At 36.4% G+C, this 18,632-nt stretch carries 14 protein-coding genes; 6 read left to right on the top strand and 8 right to left on the bottom strand.

The genetic code is table 11. The features are described 5' to 3' along the window. Window positions 1-27 precede the first annotated feature (27 nt). The 4 genes from NCE97_RS02875 to panC are packed head-to-tail and all read right to left on the bottom strand — an operon-like array spanning window position 28 to window position 3,396. Window positions 28-1,176: an alpha/beta hydrolase gene (locus NCE97_RS02875; RefSeq protein ID WP_353777355.1), complete on the bottom strand. Its 1,149-nt coding sequence runs from the start codon at window positions 1,174-1,176 to the stop codon at window positions 28-30. 35 nt (window positions 1,177-1,211) lie between these two features. After that, on the bottom strand, window positions 1,212-2,177 hold the full coding sequence (locus NCE97_RS02870; RefSeq protein ID WP_353777354.1) for a lysylphosphatidylglycerol synthase transmembrane domain-containing protein: 966 nt from the start codon (window positions 2,175-2,177) through the stop codon (window positions 1,212-1,214). 3 nt (window positions 2,178-2,180) lie between these two features. After that, window positions 2,181-2,531: an aspartate 1-decarboxylase gene (gene panD, locus NCE97_RS02865; RefSeq protein WP_353777353.1), complete on the bottom strand. Its 351-nt coding sequence runs from the start codon at window positions 2,529-2,531 to the stop codon at window positions 2,181-2,183. Window positions 2,532-2,544: 13 nt separating this feature from the next. Continuing rightward, window positions 2,545-3,396 carry a pantoate--beta-alanine ligase gene (gene panC, locus NCE97_RS02860; protein ID WP_353777352.1) on the bottom strand — a complete coding sequence of 284 codons (852 nt, stop codon included), beginning with the start codon at window positions 3,394-3,396 and terminating at the stop codon, window positions 2,545-2,547. 106 nt (window positions 3,397-3,502) lie between these two features. Here panC and NCE97_RS02855 point away from each other — a divergent pair, with 106 nt between their 5' ends. From NCE97_RS02855 to NCE97_RS02835, 5 genes are all read left to right on the top strand, one after another. Beyond that, window positions 3,503-4,312: a glycogen/starch synthase gene (locus NCE97_RS02855; RefSeq protein WP_353777351.1), complete on the top strand. Its 810-nt coding sequence runs from the start codon at window positions 3,503-3,505 to the stop codon at window positions 4,310-4,312. Window positions 4,313-4,336: 24 nt separating this feature from the next. Next, window positions 4,337-5,989 carry a BamH family beta-barrel-assembly machinery protein gene (gene bamH, locus NCE97_RS02850; RefSeq protein WP_353777350.1) on the top strand — a complete coding sequence of 551 codons (1,653 nt, stop codon included), beginning with the start codon at window positions 4,337-4,339 and terminating at the stop codon, window positions 5,987-5,989. A 6-nt stretch (window positions 5,990-5,995) separates the two neighbouring features. Further along, complete coding sequence (gene glmS / locus NCE97_RS02845; protein ID WP_353777349.1) at window positions 5,996-7,843, top strand: glutamine--fructose-6-phosphate transaminase (isomerizing); 1,848 nt, start codon at window positions 5,996-5,998, stop codon at window positions 7,841-7,843. 164 nt (window positions 7,844-8,007) lie between these two features. Then, window positions 8,008-10,815, top strand: coding sequence for a TonB-dependent receptor (locus tag NCE97_RS02840; protein ID WP_353777348.1), 2,808 nt, complete (start codon window positions 8,008-8,010; stop codon window positions 10,813-10,815). A gap of 21 nt (window positions 10,816-10,836) precedes the next feature. Next, window positions 10,837-12,462 (top strand): SGNH/GDSL hydrolase family protein, encoded by a 1,626-nt coding sequence (locus NCE97_RS02835; RefSeq protein WP_353777347.1) that lies wholly within the window; start codon window positions 10,837-10,839, stop codon window positions 12,460-12,462. 76 nt (window positions 12,463-12,538) lie between these two features. On the opposite strand, the gene odhB is transcribed toward NCE97_RS02835, so the two are convergent. Both odhB and NCE97_RS02825 read right to left on the bottom strand, forming a co-directional pair. Further along, window positions 12,539-13,756 (bottom strand): 2-oxoglutarate dehydrogenase complex dihydrolipoyllysine-residue succinyltransferase, encoded by a 1,218-nt coding sequence (odhB, locus tag NCE97_RS02830; RefSeq protein WP_353777346.1) that lies wholly within the window; start codon window positions 13,754-13,756, stop codon window positions 12,539-12,541. A gap of 21 nt (window positions 13,757-13,777) precedes the next feature. Beyond that, entirely contained in the window at window positions 13,778-16,537 is a 2,760-nt protein-coding gene (locus tag NCE97_RS02825; protein WP_353777344.1) for a 2-oxoglutarate dehydrogenase E1 component, read from the bottom strand. 113 nt (window positions 16,538-16,650) lie between these two features. On the opposite strand from NCE97_RS02825, the gene NCE97_RS02820 reads away from it, so the two are divergent. Further along, window positions 16,651-17,196 (top strand): alpha-ketoglutarate decarboxylase, encoded by a 546-nt coding sequence (locus tag NCE97_RS02820; protein ID WP_353777343.1) that lies wholly within the window; start codon window positions 16,651-16,653, stop codon window positions 17,194-17,196. Between the two features lie 29 nt (window positions 17,197-17,225). Here the strand turns inward: NCE97_RS02820 and NCE97_RS02815 are convergent, their stop codons facing one another. Next, window positions 17,226-17,579, bottom strand: coding sequence for a hypothetical protein (locus NCE97_RS02815; protein WP_353777342.1), 354 nt, complete (start codon window positions 17,577-17,579; stop codon window positions 17,226-17,228). Next, complete coding sequence (locus tag NCE97_RS02810; RefSeq protein ID WP_353777341.1) at window positions 17,579-18,553, bottom strand: polyprenyl synthetase family protein; 975 nt, start codon at window positions 18,551-18,553, stop codon at window positions 17,579-17,581. Before NCE97_RS02810 ends, NCE97_RS02815 begins: the two co-directional genes overlap by 1 nt. Between the last annotated feature and the right edge of the window lie 79 nt (window positions 18,554-18,632).

Genomic DNA, 18,632 nt, shown 5'->3' with positions numbered 1-18,632 from the left:
ATTAACTGATTTAATCGGTTGCTTAGGTTAATTCTTAAGTTCTTCTTTAAGACCATAAATTTTTTCTAGCATCATCTCTTTATCGATATACTGAGATGGCTTCAACATTAATCCTGATTGGTATGTTTTTAGTGCTCTTTGTAGTTCCCCATTCATTTCGTAGTACATTGCTGAATAAAATGGCCTAATCATAGATTCTGGGAATGACTTCCCAGCTAATGCAGATAGGTTTTTTAATGATTCTATATCATCTTTCTTTTTAGAAGCGGAAGCAATGGCTCTAAGGTCATTCTCTGAAACTAACTTTTTAAATCCATAGATGTTTTCTACATCTTGATATTTCTTCATTAAATACTCATAGGGAGAACCTTCAAAAGTGAGTACTTTTTCTGTGTACTCTTTTCTGGTAATTGGCTTGTAGAGGTAAAATATACTATTCAATGCTTTGGGTATTCCTCGTCCTACCAAAGAATAGTGGTTAGCATCTGTAAATTTATCATACTTATAGTGAAACTTTTCGTTTTCTACAGTAGAGAGCTTGAGGTTACAGGCTTCAATATCGTTTCTGAGCATAGCTATATCTTCGTCTGCTGTAGCCAAATAATAGAACGTATCTTTAGTTACATTAGTTAGTTTTTCTTGCAGCTTATCTGCCAGTTCTGGGATAATTTCTGGACTGAGGGCTATATATGCGCTAAAAACTGGACTTGGTTTAAACAGAAAATAGTTCACAAAATTTGCACCTTGTTCATGACCTATAATAATTCTAAACCCTGAGGTATTGTAGTTTTTCTCTATGAAAGCGAGAAGTTCTTTCTCTACAAATTGATAAAATTGGTCTCCGGTTTCTGTTGGTAATAGATTTAGGTCGTCATAGACAAAATCATCTTCGCGAGTATCGCTTTGCTTGATTCCGACAAGTATGCAGTCTGGCACATCTTCCCAATAGGCTTGGTAATCTATATTTCCAGCAACAGGATCGAACAAATAATCGCCGTCCAAAATCACTACTAGAGGATAGCCATAGGCATCTTTAGCATCATAGTTTCTAGGGAGTTGGATTTTTATTTTTCGCTTTTCGCCTAGTTTGTCTGAATCAATTTCTTTATAAATTGCTTGCGCAGATAGAGTTTGGGTCATAACACAAACCAAAAGCAAGGTGATAAGGTTTCTCATTTTGGTAAGATTGAATGTCAAGGCAATTTAAAAAATTATTCCTTAGCAATCTTGTTCTTTCTATTATAAATAGGTAAATATAATAGTGAAGTTCCCCCGAGAATAATGATCATCAATGTTTGAGACGCCCACATTATCCAGCCAAATGCAAAGCTAGGGTCTTTTGCTATCCCAAATATTGAAAATGCAGCGAATACTGCTGCTGGAAATGAACCAATACCTCCATTGGTCGCTGCTATACTAAATGAAGCAGAAATAAACCCAATAAGAATTGCGCCTAAGGAAACGTCTTCTAAGCCTGGTATTGCCAAGCTTGCAGAATAGAACATGGCTAAATACATAATCCAGATAAACAAAGTATGAAAAATGAAAGCCCATTTCTGTTTCATCTTAAAAATAGAAACAGCGCCTTCTATAAGACCATTGACAAACTTTTTAACTTTAATTGCCAATTTAGATTTTCCTGTTTTTATAAACCTGATAAAAACGAGAGCTGCCAATGCTAATGCGGCTAGCCCTATACCTATTATAGTCGGGTTGAATCGCTCTGCAAAAAATTGATAGATAAAGTCGAATTGCAGAAATAACGCAATAACGATAATCAATACCATAACTAGCATATCTGCAATTCGTTCTGAAACTATGGTACCAAATCCTTTTTCAAAAGGGACGTTTTCATAATTGGTTAAGATTGTAGCTCTTGCTACTTCTCCCGCTCTTGGAATAGTGTAGTTAATAAGATACGTAGCCATTACAGCCATGAAACTATTCGGAAACTTAATCTTATATCCTAAAGGTTCTAGCATGAATGGCCATCTGTAGGCTCTTGACAAATGGCTTAAAACACCAAAACACACACCAATAACCACCCATTTTTTATCTGCATTTTGCCAATATTCCAGGATTGTTGATAGTGGTACTTTTGACAAAGAATACCATACTAAAAAAACTCCCAACAAAATTGGGAGTGCTATTTTTAATATTTTCTTCAATAATTTCAAAAGTTACTTTAATAAGTTTGTAGCCTCATCTGGAAAAACTACTGAAGGCTTAAATGTTTTTGCTTCTTCAATATCCATAAACGCATACGTCATAAGGATCAATGTATCTCCTTTAGACACTTTTCTTGCTGCGGCACCATTTAATGTGATTTCTCCAGAGTTTCTAGGCCCTGGAATAGCGTAAGTTTCCAGGCGCTCACCATTATCATTATTCACAACTTGAACTCTTTCTCCCTGAATGATATTAGCAGCATCCATAAGGTCCTCGTCTATGGTAATGCTTCCTATATAATTAAGATCTGCACCTGTAACTTTTACACGGTGAATCTTGGATTTTACAACTTGAATTTGCATGAGGCAAAGATAATTATTTTAAAGCGATATTATCGATAAGTCGTATATCGTCTGCATATGCTGCAATAAACGCTCTGTAAGATTTTGTTTTAGACTTTCTTTTGATAGGTTTTAAGGTTTTTTCGTCTGCTATTATGAAGTATTCTAGTTCTAATAAGTTGTGTTTTGCAAACTCATCTTCGACCCATTTCGTCACCTTAGTGGCACTTTTCGAACCAAATTTTGTTTTAGCAGCTTTTAGGGTTTTATAGATAAAGGGTGCGGCTTTTCTATATTCTGGCTTCAATCGTTCATTTCTCGAACTCATGGCGAGACCATCATTCTCTCTATGTATTTTGCAACCAATGACTTTAACGGGAATATCATAGTTTTCTACAAGTTTTTTAACGATCTGTAACTGCTGAAAATCCTTCTCTCCAAAGTACGCAAAATCTGGTTTTATGATTTCGAACAAACGTTTCACAATGGTTCCTACACCATCAAAATGTCCTTTTCTGAATCTTCCTTCCATCTCATGTTCTAAGCCCGAAAACTTAAAGTGCTCTGAAGCAACATCGTCACCATAGATATCATCTACGGTTGGTGCATATACTATGATTTTGTCTTTTGAAACTGTCTTTAATAATGTAACATCGCGCTCTAATGTTCTAGGATATTTCTTTAGATCTTCAGCATTATCAAATTGAGTAGGGTTCACAAAAATGCTGACAACTACATGAGTGTTTTTATGAAAGCCCTCTTTTATTAAAGATAGGTGTCCATCGTGCAAAGCACCCATTGTCGGCACAAAACCAATGGAATTATTGTTCTCCTTTAGCCTTCCTACTAAACGGATTAATTCATTTTTATCTTGAAAGACTTTCATTATATAACAAAAAATTAACAGCTAGCAAACTTAAGATTTTACAGCCAATCTGCATAAAATTTTGTACTTTTGCCTGTTTTTTATTCTAAAATCAAAGCCTAGCTGTATGAAAGATAAACGAATATTGTATGTGTCGTCCGAGGTGGTTCCTTATTTACCGGAAACAGAGATTTCCTCAATGTCCTTTGAGGCTCCAAAAATGGTAAACAAACAAGGCGGTCAGATACGAATATTTATGCCAAGATTTGGAAACATTAATGAACGTCGTCACCAGCTTCATGAGGTTATAAGACTTTCTGGAATTAATCTAGTTATTAATGACTTAGATATGCCACTTATTATTAAAGTTGCATCAATTCCAAAAGAACGTATTCAGGTTTATTTTATAGACAACGAAGAATACTTCAAAAGAAAAGCTACACTAACAGATGAGGATGGCAACCTGTTCCCAGACAATGATGAACGTGCCATATTCTTTGCTAAAGGTGTTATCGAAACTGTAAAGAAACTAAACTGGGCTCCAGATATTATTCATGTAAATGGTTGGTTAGCTTCGTTGCTGCCACTTTACCTTAAAGAATACTATAAGGACGAACCTTTATTCACAGATAGTAAAATTGTAACCTCAGTATACAATCAAAGCTTTAATGGTTCGTTAGATAAAAACATGATTAATAAGGTTCGTTTCGATAATATCGATGATAATGCTATTGAGGTCTTAGAAACAGCGAATTATAATAATTTAATGAAGGTAGCTATCGACTATTCTGATGCTTTGATAAAAGGATCGAGTGAATTACCAGAAGAATTAGTCACTTACCTCGCAAATTCAGACAAACCTGTTTTAGAATATCATTCTATTGAAGAGTTTATGGAACCTTACACAGAGTTTTATAAAAACGAGGTTTTAGGTTAAACATTTTAGGTAAAAAAGATGAACATGAAAATTGCCTTTAAATATGTTGTTGCAATTGGGTTTATAATTACAACATTTATTGCTTGCGATAAGGATTTTGCAAGTTTGGATTCAGATATTATTAATAGTGGTAACGCTTCAAATTTCAATACAGAACGAGCAGTCTATAGAGACGACGTTATTGCTTACACAAAAAAATTAGGCCCTGCACAGACAAATACGATGCCTATTAATCCATTAGGTTTCTATAATGATCCTGTATACGGAAGTACTACGTATAGCTTTGTTACTCAACTTAGCAGTTCTTTAATTGACCCAGATTTTGGTGATGAAGTTGAGTTAGATTCAGTAGTATTAACTATTCCTTACTTTGCTACTAATGATGGTGTAGATGAGGACGGAAATCCTGTTTTTATTTTGGATTCTGTTTATAATCCACTATTCCCAATTAAGCTCAGTATTTATGAGAACAATTATTTCTTAAGAGATTTCGATCCAAATTCTACGTTTGATGATCCTCAGGGTTATTTTTCAAATCAATCTAGTTCTGAAACAGATCCTATTTCTTCTACTGCTCTTGAAGGCACACCTATAGTGACTTCTGTAGATAGTAATGTGGATTTAAATTTTTTCACTCCAAACAGTTCTATAATTCAATTAACAGATGTTGATGGTAATGTTACCTCAACACTTACGCCATCTCTTAGAGTGAAACTAGAAAAGGAGTTTTGGCAGCAGAAAATCCTAGACATGGAGGGACAACCTGAATTGAGCAACTCTAATAACTTCAACAACTACTTTAGAGGGCTTTATTTCAAAGCAGAGTCTCAAGCTGGCAATGGAAATTTAATGCTACTAAACTTTGGATCCACCAGTGCTAATGTAACATTATACTATACCAGAGCTCCATTCACTGAAGGCGCAGATAGAGACGAAGTAACATATGTTCTCAATTTTAGTGGCAACAAAGCTACTTTTATAGAAAGTAATCCTTCATTTGTGGTGCAAGATGGTGATGAAACCAATGGCGATCAAAACCTGTTCCTTAAAGGAGGGCAAGGTTCTATTGCAGAAATCAAACTATTTGGAGGTACAGATGTCGATGAAGATCCTCTAGATGATAATATTTTTGAAACTTTCAAATCTCAATTCGTTAATGTTGATGAAGAGGGGAATTACGTTAGTAGAAAACGATTAATTAATGAAGCCAATCTAGTAGTGAAACTAGATGAAACTTTCGATCTTGCTGAAGAGAATACTAGGCTTTATCTATATGATGCTGAGAACAACATATCTTTATTAGATTACAGTTTTGATATTACAAACTCTATATCTCCTTTCGATTCTAGAACCGAGCATTTGGGTCAGTTACAAACCATTGAAAATGAACAAGGACAGGAAGAAAAAGTGTATAAGTTTAATATCACTCAACACATAGTTAACCTGTTGACAAATGATTCCACCAATGTAAAACTTGGGTTATCAGTATCCAATAACGTTAATTTAGAAGGAGAGTTTGTACAACCAGACGTACAATTGACTCCAGAGACAACAATAGAAAATGCTCCAATAAGTTCTATATTATCTCATCGTGGAACAGTTTTAGGCGGAAGTGCTCATCCTAATGAAAATAAAAGAGTATTTTTAGAAATCTTTTACACCGAACCAGAAAACTAAAATTTTATGTGTGGTATCGTTGGTTATATAGGACATAGAGAAGCCTATCCAATCATAATGAAAGGGCTAAAGCGTCTAGAGTATCGTGGTTATGACAGTGCAGGAATTGCATTATTTGATGGAAATGATATAAAACTTTCTAAAACGAAGGGAAAAGTTTCCGATTTAGAGTCTAGAGTATCTCAGGAAATTACCACAGAGGGCTCCTTAGGTATTGGCCACACAAGGTGGGCAACACATGGTGTTCCTAACGACATTAACTCGCATCCACATTATTCAAATTCTGGGAATCTGGTAATCATTCATAATGGAATTATAGAAAATTATGAATCATTAAGAACTGAGCTTACTAAGCGAGGATATTCCTTCACTTCTGATACAGATACAGAAGTATTGGTAAATCTCATAGAAGATGTAAAGAAAAACGAAGACACCAAACTTGGCAAAGCAGTTCAGATAGCGTTAAACCAAGTTGTAGGAGCTTATGCTATTGCTGTATTCGATAAAACAAAGCCTAATGAAATTGTGGTAGCAAGATTGGGAAGTCCATTAGCAATCGGAATTGGTGATGATGAGTTTTTTGTAGCTAGTGATGCTTCACCATTTATTGAATACACCAAGAATGCCATCTATCTTGAAGATGAACAAATGGCTATCATAAGAAGAGGTAAGGATGTAAAGATTCGCAAAATAAAAAGTGACACTCTGGTAGATCCTTATGTTCAAGAACTCCAAATCAACTTAGAGCAAATTGAAAAAGGTGGGTATGATCATTTCATGCTTAAAGAGATTTATGAACAGCCAAGCGCTATTAAAGATACATATAGAGGAAGACTTAGGGTGAAATCTGGCATTATAAAAATGGCAGGTATTGATGATAATCTTGACAAATTCCTTAAAGCCAATCGCATCATTGTTGTGGCTTGTGGTACGTCCTGGCATGCAGGGTTAGTTTCTGAATATATTTTTGAAGACCTTGCACGTATTCCTGTAGAAGTTGAATATGCTTCAGAGTTTAGATATCGTAACCCAGTTATAAATAAAGGTGATGTGGTCATTGCCATTTCTCAATCTGGTGAAACAGCAGATACATTAGCAGCCATTAAACTTGCAAAATCTAGAGGTGCATTTGTATTTGGTGTTTGTAACGTGGTAGGCTCTTCTATTGCTAGAGAAACAGATGCAGGTGCTTACACCCATGCAGGTCCAGAGATTGGTGTAGCCTCTACAAAAGCGTTTACTACTCAAATCACTGTATTAACACTTATCGCTTTAAAGTTAGCTAAAGAAAAAGGCACGATTACACAATCAGCATATCAAAGTCATTTAGAAGAACTGTCATTAATCCCTGAAAAAGTTGAAACAGCGTTAAAGTCTGATGCTCATGTTCAAATGATTTCAGATATATATAAAGATGCCCGTAACTTCCTTTACTTAGGTCGTGGTTATAACTTCCCAGTAGCATTAGAAGGTGCACTTAAACTTAAGGAGATTTCATACATACATGCGGAAGGATATCCTGCAGCTGAAATGAAGCACGGTCCTATTGCACTTATTGATGAAAACATGCCAATCGTTGTCATTGCAACACGAAAAGGACACTACGATAAAGTTGTAAGTAATATTGAAGAAATTAAGTCTAGATCTGGTAAGATTATTGGTATCGTTACTGAAGGCGATGTGAGTGTTAAAAAACTGGCTGACCATGTTATTGAAGTCCCAGAAACTCTCGAATCATTAACACCTTTATTGACTACAATTCCATTACAACTACTCTCTTATCACATTGCAGTGATGCTCGATAAAAATGTAGACCAGCCAAGGAATTTAGCCAAATCTGTTACAGTAGAATAATCTTAAAATTCTATTACATTTTTCGGTAACTTTTGCCAATAAAGTAATTTATTCATACCTTTTTTGTTATAATTTTATTATGCGTGCATAATTTTAATGAAATTTTCATTGATTTATGCTAGAATTATTTATATTGGCTTAATATTAAATTAACTTTCCCTAAAATGAAAACAACTTTAAAGATTTTAATGCTGTTTTGCTGTGCTTTTTCGTTTGCACAAACAACAGTAAAAGGTACTGTTAAAGACAATAGTGGACAACCGCTTCCTGGCGCAAACATTATTGTTGTTGGTACAACCACAGGAACGATATCCGATTTTGATGGAAACTTCACCCTAACAGTAGATCAAGACCCACCTTTTTCTATTCAAGTGAGTAGTGTTGGATTCGAAACTGTTACTCTAGAAGTTACAACTAACAATCAGGTATTAGATTTTGTAATGAATGAAGGTACTGAGTTGGATGAAGTTGTTATCTCAGCGTCCAGAACTCCAGAGCGTATTTTCGAGTCGCCTGTAACTGTAGAACGTTTTGGGCTTAAAGCCATAAAAAATACTGCTTCAGTAGATTTTTATGATGGCTTAGAAAACCTTAAGGGAGTTGATATAAACACTAATAGTTTAACTTTTAAGTCTATTAACACCAGAGGTTTTGCAACATTTGCCAACACAAGATTCATGCAGTTGGTTGACGGAATGGATAACTCTGCTCCAGCTCTTAACTTCCCACTGGGTAACCTTTTGGGGATGACAGAAACTGATGTTCAAAGTGTTGAGATTCTACCAGGTGCTGCTTCTGCATTATATGGTGCAAATGCCTTTAACGGAATTCTATTTATGAGAAGTAAAAGCCCTTTTGATCATTCTGGCATAAGTGCATATTACAAGCAAGGGATTACTTCACAAGAGGCTGCTGGTGATAATGACTATACTGATCTAGGTGTAAGAATGGCCTACAAGTTTAGCGATAAGTTTGCTGCTAAAGTAAACTTCGGATACCTTAAAGGTACTGACTGGGCTGCTAACAGCACCTTTGATAAAGACATGGTTGGGGGAACCAGAGCTACAAACTTAAATTACGACGGTCTTAATGTATATGGAGATGAAGTAAGTACAAATATCAATGGCGTTGCTCAATTACTAGAAAGTCTTGGTTTGGCTCCTGCTGGTTCTTCAGCTTTAGTACCATCTGTTGATGTGAGTAGAACAGGATATGATGAAGGGGATTTAACCAACTATAATGCAGAGAGTATCAAAGCTGATTGGGGCTTATACTACAGACCTTGGGGAACTGATTTTGAAATACAATATGTTGGAAAAGTAGGTTCTGGTAATACAATCTATCAAGGTGCTAACAGATATAATATTAAAGATTTCTTCTTACAACAACACAAGCTAGAAATTAGAAACGACAACTTCTTCTTAAGAGGTTATGTAACAGAGGATAAGGCCGGAGACTCTTACGACATGGTCTTCACAGGAATTAATATCAACAGAGCATGGAAAGACGACCAAACATGGTTTGGAGAATATGTAGCAACTTATATTGGAGCTACTCTTGGTGGTGCTACAGATGCTGGAGCCCATGCCGCTGCACGTCAAGCTGCAGATACAGGTCGTTTAATACCTGGAACTCCAGAATTCCAAAATGTTTTTAATGGTATTATTAATGATCCAGACCTTACAACGGGTTCTAAGTTCCAAGATAATTCAAAGATTTATCACGCTGATGCCAACTATAACTTTGGGCATTTATGGGATGCTGCAGAAATACAAGTAGGTGGTTCATACAGAAGATATGAGCTTAACTCATTCGGCACAATCTATACGGATACAGATGGTCCTATTGATTATTCAGAAGTTGGTGTATATACTCAAGTTCAAAAGTCATTAGACTTAAATGAAAGTTTAAAGCTGAAATTAACTGGATCTGTACGTTACGATAAATCAGAATTATTCGACGGATTCTTCTCTCCTAGAATCTCTGCTGGTGTCACGGTAAATCAAAACCATAATATTCGTGCTTCGTTCCAAACAGGTTTCCGTAACCCAACCACACAAGACTTGTACATTGGATTGGACGTAGGTAGAGCAATATTAGTTGGTGGAGCACCAGATAACCCTGCTAGAGATGTTAGAAACTACAACCTTAGTGCTACTGGTGCTGCAATCTTAGGTCAATCGAACATTAACTTTGATGGTCAAGGTGCTTATAACAACTCGTTCTTTGCGAGTTCTGTACAAGACTTTTCTGCATCTACAAACCCTGCTGATTTAGAAATTGCAAACTCTAACTTAGCACAACCTGAACAAGTAAGTTCTTTCGAATTAGGATATAGAGGTAAAGTTGAAGGGTTTATTATAGATGCTTCTGCATACTATAACTCTTATAAAGATTTCTTAGCTAACGAAACTGTAATCGCTCCGTTCTATGGTGATGTTCAATTAACACAAACCATTCCTGGAACTACTACACCTTTAGCACTTGCTGCAATTGCTAATGGCGATTTCCAAGCATATCAAACATACACGAATTCTGATGCGGATGTTGCCTCTTATGGTGCTGCACTGAGTGTATCAACCAAAGTATTTAAAGATTTTGATCTTAGTGCAAACTATACGTATGCTAAATTAGATTTTGATGTTAATGCTAATCCTGATTTTAGAACCAACTTCAATACACCAGAGCACAAAGTGAAAGCTAGTTTTGGTAATACTAACTTATTCAAGAATTTTGGTTTTAACCTTTCTTGGAGATGGAGTGATAACTATTTCTGGGAAGCATCATTTGGTGATGGTGAGGTTCCAGCATATAGTGTGTTAGATGCTCAAATAAATTTAAGAGTGCCTAGCTTAAAGTCTACGTTCAAAGCTGGTGCTACAAACTTGTTACAAGATGAGTACTTTACAGCCTTTGGAACTGGATTAATCGGTTCTCAATACTATGTATCATTGACTATTAATAACTTATAATAACGAAAAAGAAAACACGAGATGAAAAATATTAAATACATATTATTATCGCTTCTCACGTTAGGTTTATTTGCCTGCGAAAATGATACGCTCGATGATCTTAGAGAAAGAAACAATACTACTGAAGCTCCATTACCAGATTTAACCGCTGGTACAGCAGATTTCTCAAACTATATTGCTATTGGTGCTTCTTTTACAGCCGGTTTTACAGATAATGCATTGTTTATTGCTAGTCAAGAAAGTTCTTTTCCGAACATTATGGCGAGTAAATTCAGAAATGCTGGAGGTGGTGCGTTTACGCAACCTCTAATGAATGATAATTTTGGAGGCTTGGCTTTAGGTGGCATGCGTATTACAGAACCTAGATTAGTGTTTGGCGGTGCTGGCCCAGTGCCTTTAGAATCTGTGATTGGTCCTGTAACTGTAAGCACAGATATTGCATTAAATAATCCATCAGGGCCTTTTAATAACTTAGGTGTGCCTGGTGCTAAGAGTTTTCACTTATTAGCTAATGGTTATGGAAATATTGCTAATTTCCCTTTTGCAGCTAATCCATATGCGGTGAGATTAACTGGTTCTACTCCAGATGCTTCTATTATAGAATTAGCTGCAGCACAAAGTCCAACCTTTTTTACACTATCTGAAATAGGTGGAAATGACGTTCTTGGTTATGCGCTTTCTGGTGGTGATGGCTCTAATCCAATTACTGACACAGCAACTTTTGATGCATCTTTAAATGCTATGGTTGCTGCATTGACTGCTAATGGTTCTAATGGTGCCATTGGAAATGTACCTTATATTACAAGCCTTTCTCACTTTACAACTGTACCTCATAATCCTTTAGATCCGTCTAATGATGCCTTTGGTCCATTAATTCCAACGCTAAATACATTGTTTGGAGCAATGAATCAAGTATATGCATTCTTAGGGGTTCCTGAAAGATCAATTGTATTTGCTACTGATGAAGCTAGTGCGGTAGTCATAAGAGATGAAAGTATTCCAAATCTTGGACCACAGATAACACAAGTATTATTGGCTGATCCTAATTTTCCTGCTTTCATAGGACAATTTGGTCTTCCTCCACAAGCAGCTCCTTTAGTAGCTGGTCTACTTGGAGGTACTTATGGACAGACCAGACAAGCTACTGCTGAAGATTTATTAGTACTTCCTAGTAGCTCTGTTATCGGAACTGTGAATGAGGATTTCTTCCAACTTTTATTATCTCAAGGACTTACTCCTGAATTAGCTGGACAGTTCTCAGTAGAAGGTGTTACTTTCCCGCTAGAAGATAATTGGGTATTATTACCAAGTGAGCAACAAGAAATATTTGCTGCTACAGACGCATACAATGCTTCTATTAGTGCTGTTGCTAATGCCAATGGATTAGCATTGGTTGATCTTAATTCTATTCTTGAAGAAGCTTCTACTATCGGCATTCAGTTTGATGATTACTTTATGAACACAGATTTAGTGTTTGGTGGATTAGTAAGCTTGGATGGTGTACATCTTACTGCTAGAGGATATGCTTTAATGGCTAATAGTTTCTTAAAAGCTATTGACGATACTTTTGGTTCTAATTTTGAAGCTTCAGGGAACTTAGCTAAAGCTGGAGATTTCCCGACAAATTTCTCTCCGACTTTACAATAGATAAAATAAATAATCTAGATATAAAAAAAGCTCATGAAATTCATGAGCTTTTTTGTTTCTATAAGTTATAAGGCTGTTATAATTCTAAAGCCTTTTTAATATCATTATCCATCAATAATTCTGTTGGGTTTTCTAGTGCTTCTTTTACTGCAACCAGGAATCCTACAGACTCTTTCCCATCAATAATTCTATGGTCATAAGACAATGCTACATACATGATTGGTCTTATTTCTACTTTCCCATCTATTGCTACTGGACGCTCAACGATATTGTGCATTCCTAAAATTCCGGATTGAGGTGGATTAATAATTGGTGTTGATAGCATACTTCCAAATACACCTCCATTAGATATAGTAAATGTTCCTCCAGCCATTTCGTCAACAGTAATCTGACCATCTCTAGCTCTTATAGCTAATCGTTTTACTTCACTTTCAACTCCTCTAAAAGTTAAGTTTTCAGCATTTCTAATAACTGGCACCATTAACCCTTTAGGTCCAGAAACAGCTATAGAGATATCACAGAAATCATAACTCACCATTTCTTTACCATCGATCATAGAGTTTACTGCTGGGTACATTTTTAATGCTCTAACAACAGCCAATGTAAAGAAAGACATAAACCCTAAGCTTACACCGTGTTTCTCTTTAAACGTCTCTTTATATTGTTTTCTTAAGTCGAAAATTGGAGACATATCAACCTCATTAAAGGTCGTCAGCATTGCTGTTTCGTTCTTAGCGGACACTAAACGCTCAGCTACTTTTCGTCTCAGCATAGATAGCTTAGATCTGGAAACACCTCTTCCCTCTCCTCCGACAGCTTCACCCATAGATGGTACTGCTTTGACGGCATCTTCTTTTGTGATACGACCACTGACACCTGTTCCATTAACTTGAGAAGCGTCAATTCCTTTTTCTGCTAAAATCTTTTTTGCAGCTGGGCTTGCTGTTCCTGTTGCGTAAGTCGCAGCCTGTGGTTGAGCAGCCGTTGCAGTAGAAGCCACTGCTTTTTCTTCCTTCGCTGGTTCGGCAGCAGGAGCGCTTCCACCTTCTGGTGCTTCAGCACTTGTATCTATTAAACACACAACTTCACCAACAGCTACTGCATCTCCTTCTTCAGCTTTTAGGGTAATTGTACCACTTGCTTCTGCAGGTAGCTCTAATGTTGCTTTATCGCTATCTACTTCTGCAATAGCTTGGTCTTTTTCAACATAATCTCCATCTTCAACTAGCCATTGAGCAATTTCAACTTCTGTGATGGATTCGCCCGGTGAAGGCACTTTCATTTCTAAAACCATTGTCAACTTAATTTTAGTTTTTTAATATCTCTGATTGTTTTTTGTCTTATCAAATACGAAGTCAATAACCTGTTGGTGTCTACGTTTGGAACGAGTTGAACTACCAGCAGCAGGAGCTCCATAAGATCTTCTGGTTGCAGCTCTCCAAGTTTTTGCTTCTTCTAAATGCATCATCATGAAGCTATAGGCTCCCATATTTCGAGGCTCTTCTTGTGCCCAAACGATGTCATCTGCATTCTTATATTTTTTCAAAATAGCTCTAATGTCTTCTGTAGGTAATGGGAATAATTGTTCTATTCTCACTAAAGCTACATCATCTCTATTCAGCTTTTCTTTCTCTTCTAGTAAATCGTAATAAAACTTTCCTGTTACGAAAACAAGAGTCTTAACCTTGTCTACATTAGCCTCTTCATCATCAATAAGCATCTGAAAACTTCCATTAGCAAACTCATCTACTGATGATACTACTCTTGGATGGCGTAATAAGCTTTTTGGCGTAAATACGATAAGTGGTTTACGATAATTGGCTTTCATTTGTTTACGCAATAAATGGAACATATTTGCTGGTGTAGTACAATCTGCAACAAACATATTGTCCTTAGCACATAGTTGTAAATAGCGCTCCATTCTGGCAGAAGAATGCTCTGCTCCCTGACCTTCGTAACCATGAGGAAGCAACATTACCAATCCATTTTGTGTCTTCCATTTATCTTCTCCTGAAGAAATGTATTGGTCTAGCATAATTTGCGCACCATTACTAAAATCTCCAAACTGTGCTTCCCAAATGGTTAAGGTATTTGGACTTGCCATAGCATAGCCATAATCGAATCCTACAACACCATATTCTGAAAGCAATGAGTTATAGATGTAAAAATCGCCTTGGTCCTTCCCTATATTATTTAATAGGATAACCTCTTCTTCACTGTCTTCTACTTTTACAACTGCATGGCGATGAGAGAATGTCCCTCGCTCTACATCTTGTCCAGATATACGAACATTGAATCCTTCTTGCAACAGACTCCCGTAAGCTAAATGTTCTGCCATTGCCCAATCTAGTTTGTTCTCATCGAACATGGTTTGTCTAGATTGTATTAATCGCTGTATCTTACGAATAAACTTTTTATCTTCTGGTAGTGTAGAAATCACTTTAGTAATCTCTTCCAGATTCTTTTCAGGATAGGTTGTATCAACCTCAGCTATCATTGTATTCTCATCTGCTCTAGAAAACGATTTCCAGTTTTCTTGCATAAACTCAGTAATGATAGTCTTATCTTCTTTCCTAGAATCTTCTAACTCTTCTTCTAATGAAGCTTTATAGTTTTGCTCGAGAGATTTTACATAAGTATTGTCTATGATACCTTCGCTAATCAATCTTTCTGCATAGATATCTCGAGGGTTTTTGTGCTTAGCTATTGCTTTGTACAGTAATGGTTGCGTAAATCTAGGCTCATCTCCTTCATTGTGTCCATACTTTCTATAACCTAGTAAGTCTATAAAGACATCTCGCTTAAACTGCATTCTGAAGTCTAAGGCAAACAATGTTGCATGAACTACAGCCTCTGCATCATCGGCATTGACATGCAATACTGGAGACAGTGTTACTTTACCAACATCTGTACAATATGTACTAGAGCGTGCATCTAAGTAATTGGTAGTAAACCCTATTTGGTTATTCACTACAATGTGAATGGTTCCATTAGTCTTATAACCATCTAACTTCGCCATTTGTACAACTTCGTACACCAGTCCTTGTCCTGCAATAGCAGCATCGCCATGTACAACAATCGGTAATACTTTAGATGGATCTTCTTTATAGAATCTATCTTGCTTAGCTCTAGTAATGCCTTCCACAACTGCTCCAACCGTTTCTAAGTGTGACGGGTTTGGTGCAATACTCAGGTTGATTTCTTTTCCTGAATCGGTTTGTCTATTACTTGTCCAACCAAGGTGGTATTTCACATCACCATCAAATACTTTTTCTTCATAATCTTTTCCATCAAACTCACTAAAAATATCCTTGGCAGACTTTCCAAATATGTTTGTAAGTGTACTTAAACGACCTCTGTGTGCCATTCCCATGACAAATTCCTTCACGCCATAATTTGCTGCTTTTTCTATAACAGCATCTAGCGCAGGGATTAAAGATTCGCCTCCTTCAAGAGAAAAACGTTTTTGCCCAACATATTTTGTATGTAAGAAGCTTTCAAAAGATACGGCTTCATTAAGCTTTTTTAGGATATGTTTCTTTTGGTCAGCGGAAAATTTTGTGTGATTATCATTAACATTGAGCTTATTCTGTATCCACTCAATCTCTTGTGGCTTACGAATATACATGTACTCTACACCTATAGCATCGCAGTAAATAGCTTCTAAATGATTTCTAATCTCTCTAAGTGTGGTTGCTCCCAAGCCTAAGATATCTCCTGCGTTGAAAACCGTATCCAAATCACTCTGCGATAAGCCAAAGTTTTCAATCTCTAGCGTTGGTGCGTATTTTCTTCGATTACGAACTGGGTTAGTCTTAGTAAATAAATGTCCACGAGTGCGATATCCGTCTATAAGTTTTACAACTTGAAATTCTTTCTGAACATGCTCTGGAATCTGAGTACTTACACCTTCAACAATCTCACCATCGAATCCGTAATTTTCGCTACCAAAATCGTAACCTTGAAAAAAGGCTCTCCAACTAGGTTCAACTGAATCTGGGTTTTCTAGATATTGGTCGTACAAATCGGCAAAATAAGCTGTGTGTGCCGCATTTAAAAAGGAGTATTTATCCATGTATTTTGAAACCTTCTCGTTTTGTCAAAATTTATACAAAAGTACAACTTTTACATAAATCGACTATGGTTTTAGTATATTTATAACGTGTATTTTATTTCCGAAAAAAGACTATGAATTTTTCAATTTTGAAGTTTAAAAAAACGCTATTATTCCTTTGTCTAACAATAGCTGTTTCTGGCGAATTATTAGCTCAAAATAATTCCACCAAAGAGCCAAATACGTTTTGGAGAAATGTTCAGTATGGAGGTGGTGTCGGTTTAGGGTTTGGCGATGGCTTTTTTAGTGCTACAGTTGCACCACAAGCTGTTTATAATTTTAATGAGCAATTTGGACTTGGCTTGGGTCTTAATGGCACTATTAATAATCAGAAAAACCGTTATAAATCTACTATTGTTGGCGGAAGTGTTATTGGATTATTTAACCCTATTCCTGAAGCACAGCTTTCACTTGAATTTGAGCAACTCAATGTAGATCGAAATTTTGATGAAAACTTCGTAAGCAATGTCGACGACAATTTCTGGAATTCGGCATTGTTTGTTGGAGCTGGTTATAGAACAGGAAATGTAATCTTTGGTGTTAGATACGATGTATTATACGATGAAGACAAAAGTATCTATGCTGAGCCTTGGATTCCTTTTGTGAGGTTTTGGTTCTAACTTCGACTTCGCTCAGCTAACAATTGGTGTTAAGAAGAATATTGATTTCTGTACCAAACTTTTTGCCACTCACGCTTTAAAATCAAAAACGTCACTTGCTCAGAGAGTGCCACAGTATCGCTTCCATCTAATGCTTTAATGACTTTCTCAGACACATCAATGATATAAAGCAGGTTGAGATAGTCGCCAAATTTTTCATTGATAAGCTTATAAATCGCTTCATGTAGTACAAGTTTCAAACTTGTTGGAAGCGTATCAGCATCGAACTCCAAATCGACGTTTGCATACAATAAATCCTTATTAAGTTGGGCGATTAGCTTCTTGTAGAGATCTAATCGGTTCGCTTCTTCAATCAGACTCGAAAAGGTTTCTGGCCACTGCATTAAGAGTTTCTCGTCATTAAGTATTCTCCAAAGTTCTTCAAGAGTGTTTTTCTTTCTTCAGGTATAGATAAGTTATCCAATACCGAAAAAGCCTTGTTGGTATAGTCTTCTATCGCTGCTTTTGTTGCTTCAGCAGATCCGCTAGCTAGATATAGTTGCTTTACTGTAAGTATCTTATCCTCATTGTCCACAGGATTAATACTAAATAAATGCAGGAGTTGTTGCTTATCATCATCGCTCGAAAACTCCAAAGCTTTCAAGTAGAGGTATGTCTTTTTATTTTCTATAATATCTCCGCCAACTTGCTTACCAAATGTTTCTGGATTTCCAAAAGCATCTAAGTAATCATCTTGCAATTGAAATGCTATTCCCAGATTTTTTCCGAACTCATAGATCATCTCTTGGTCAGTATTAGATGCTTTGGCAACTATCGCTCCCATTTTCATAGCAGCTCCCACCAAAACCGCTGTTTTGTATTCAATCATCTTGAGATACTCATCAACCTCAACATCATCTCTGGTTTCAAAATCCACATCGTATTGCTGGCCTTCACAAACCTCTAATGCTGTTTTACTAAACAGTTTTGCCAAAGCTTGAAAAACTTCTGGATCGTAATTTTCAAACAGCCTGTAAGCCATAATCAGCATCGCGTCACCAGATAGAATTCCTGTATTAATATCCCATTTTTCGTGCACAGTTTGCTGTCCTCTCCTCAGTGGAGCATCGTCCATAATATCATCATGTACCAAAGAAAAATTATGAAACACTTCTATACTCAATGCCGCATCCAAAGCTTTGGAATAATCACAATCAAAAACCTCAGCAGACATTAGCGTTAACACTGGTCGTAATCGCTTTCCGCCTAAATTGAGGATATAATCTATCGGCTGATATAAATTCTTTGGTTCTTTTGAAGTTGAATACTTACTCAAGTATTCCGTAAACACCTTCTGGTAGAATTCTATGGTTTGCATTACGCAAATGTAAAGCAAATGATGCTTTTATGACATAAGCTTTTCTTAAATGTTAAAAAATCATTAAAACCATGGAAAC

Source organism: Winogradskyella sp. 3972H.M.0a.05 (genome assembly GCF_040493455.1).
Classification (GTDB): domain Bacteria; phylum Bacteroidota; class Bacteroidia; order Flavobacteriales; family Flavobacteriaceae; genus Microcosmobacter.
The sequence above is the reverse complement of the archived record's forward strand: the minus strand, read 5'-3'. Positions and strand labels throughout refer to the sequence as shown.

Bases quoted from the DNA above. Each gene is read 5' to 3' on its own strand.
- NCE97_RS02815 (WP_353777342.1), bottom strand. From the start codon at position 17,579: ATGCAGTGGCCAGAAACCTTTTCGAGTCTGATTGAAGAAGCGAACCGA.
- NCE97_RS02820 (WP_353777343.1), top strand. From the start codon at position 16,651: ATGAATTTTTCAATTTTGAAGTTTAAAAAAACGCTATTATTCCTTTGT.
- NCE97_RS02825 (WP_353777344.1), bottom strand. From the start codon at position 16,537: ATGGATAAATACTCCTTTTTAAATGCGGCACACACAGCTTATTTTGCC.
- bamH (WP_353777350.1), top strand. From the start codon at position 4,337: ATGAAAATTGCCTTTAAATATGTTGTTGCAATTGGGTTTATAATTACA.
- NCE97_RS02840 (WP_353777348.1), top strand. From the start codon at position 8,008: ATGAAAACAACTTTAAAGATTTTAATGCTGTTTTGCTGTGCTTTTTCG.
- panC (WP_353777352.1), bottom strand. From the start codon at position 3,396: ATGAAAGTCTTTCAAGATAAAAATGAATTAATCCGTTTAGTAGGAAGG.
- NCE97_RS02875 (WP_353777355.1), bottom strand. From the start codon at position 1,176: ATGAGAAACCTTATCACCTTGCTTTTGGTTTGTGTTATGACCCAAACT.
- odhB (WP_353777346.1), bottom strand. From the start codon at position 13,756: ATGGTTTTAGAAATGAAAGTGCCTTCACCGGGCGAATCCATCACAGAA.
- NCE97_RS02835 (WP_353777347.1), top strand. From the start codon at position 10,837: ATGAAAAATATTAAATACATATTATTATCGCTTCTCACGTTAGGTTTA.
- glmS (WP_353777349.1), top strand. From the start codon at position 5,996: ATGTGTGGTATCGTTGGTTATATAGGACATAGAGAAGCCTATCCAATC.
- NCE97_RS02855 (WP_353777351.1), top strand. From the start codon at position 3,503: ATGAAAGATAAACGAATATTGTATGTGTCGTCCGAGGTGGTTCCTTAT.
- NCE97_RS02810 (WP_353777341.1), bottom strand. From the start codon at position 18,553: ATGCAAACCATAGAATTCTACCAGAAGGTGTTTACGGAATACTTGAGT.
- panD (WP_353777353.1), bottom strand. From the start codon at position 2,531: ATGCAAATTCAAGTTGTAAAATCCAAGATTCACCGTGTAAAAGTTACA.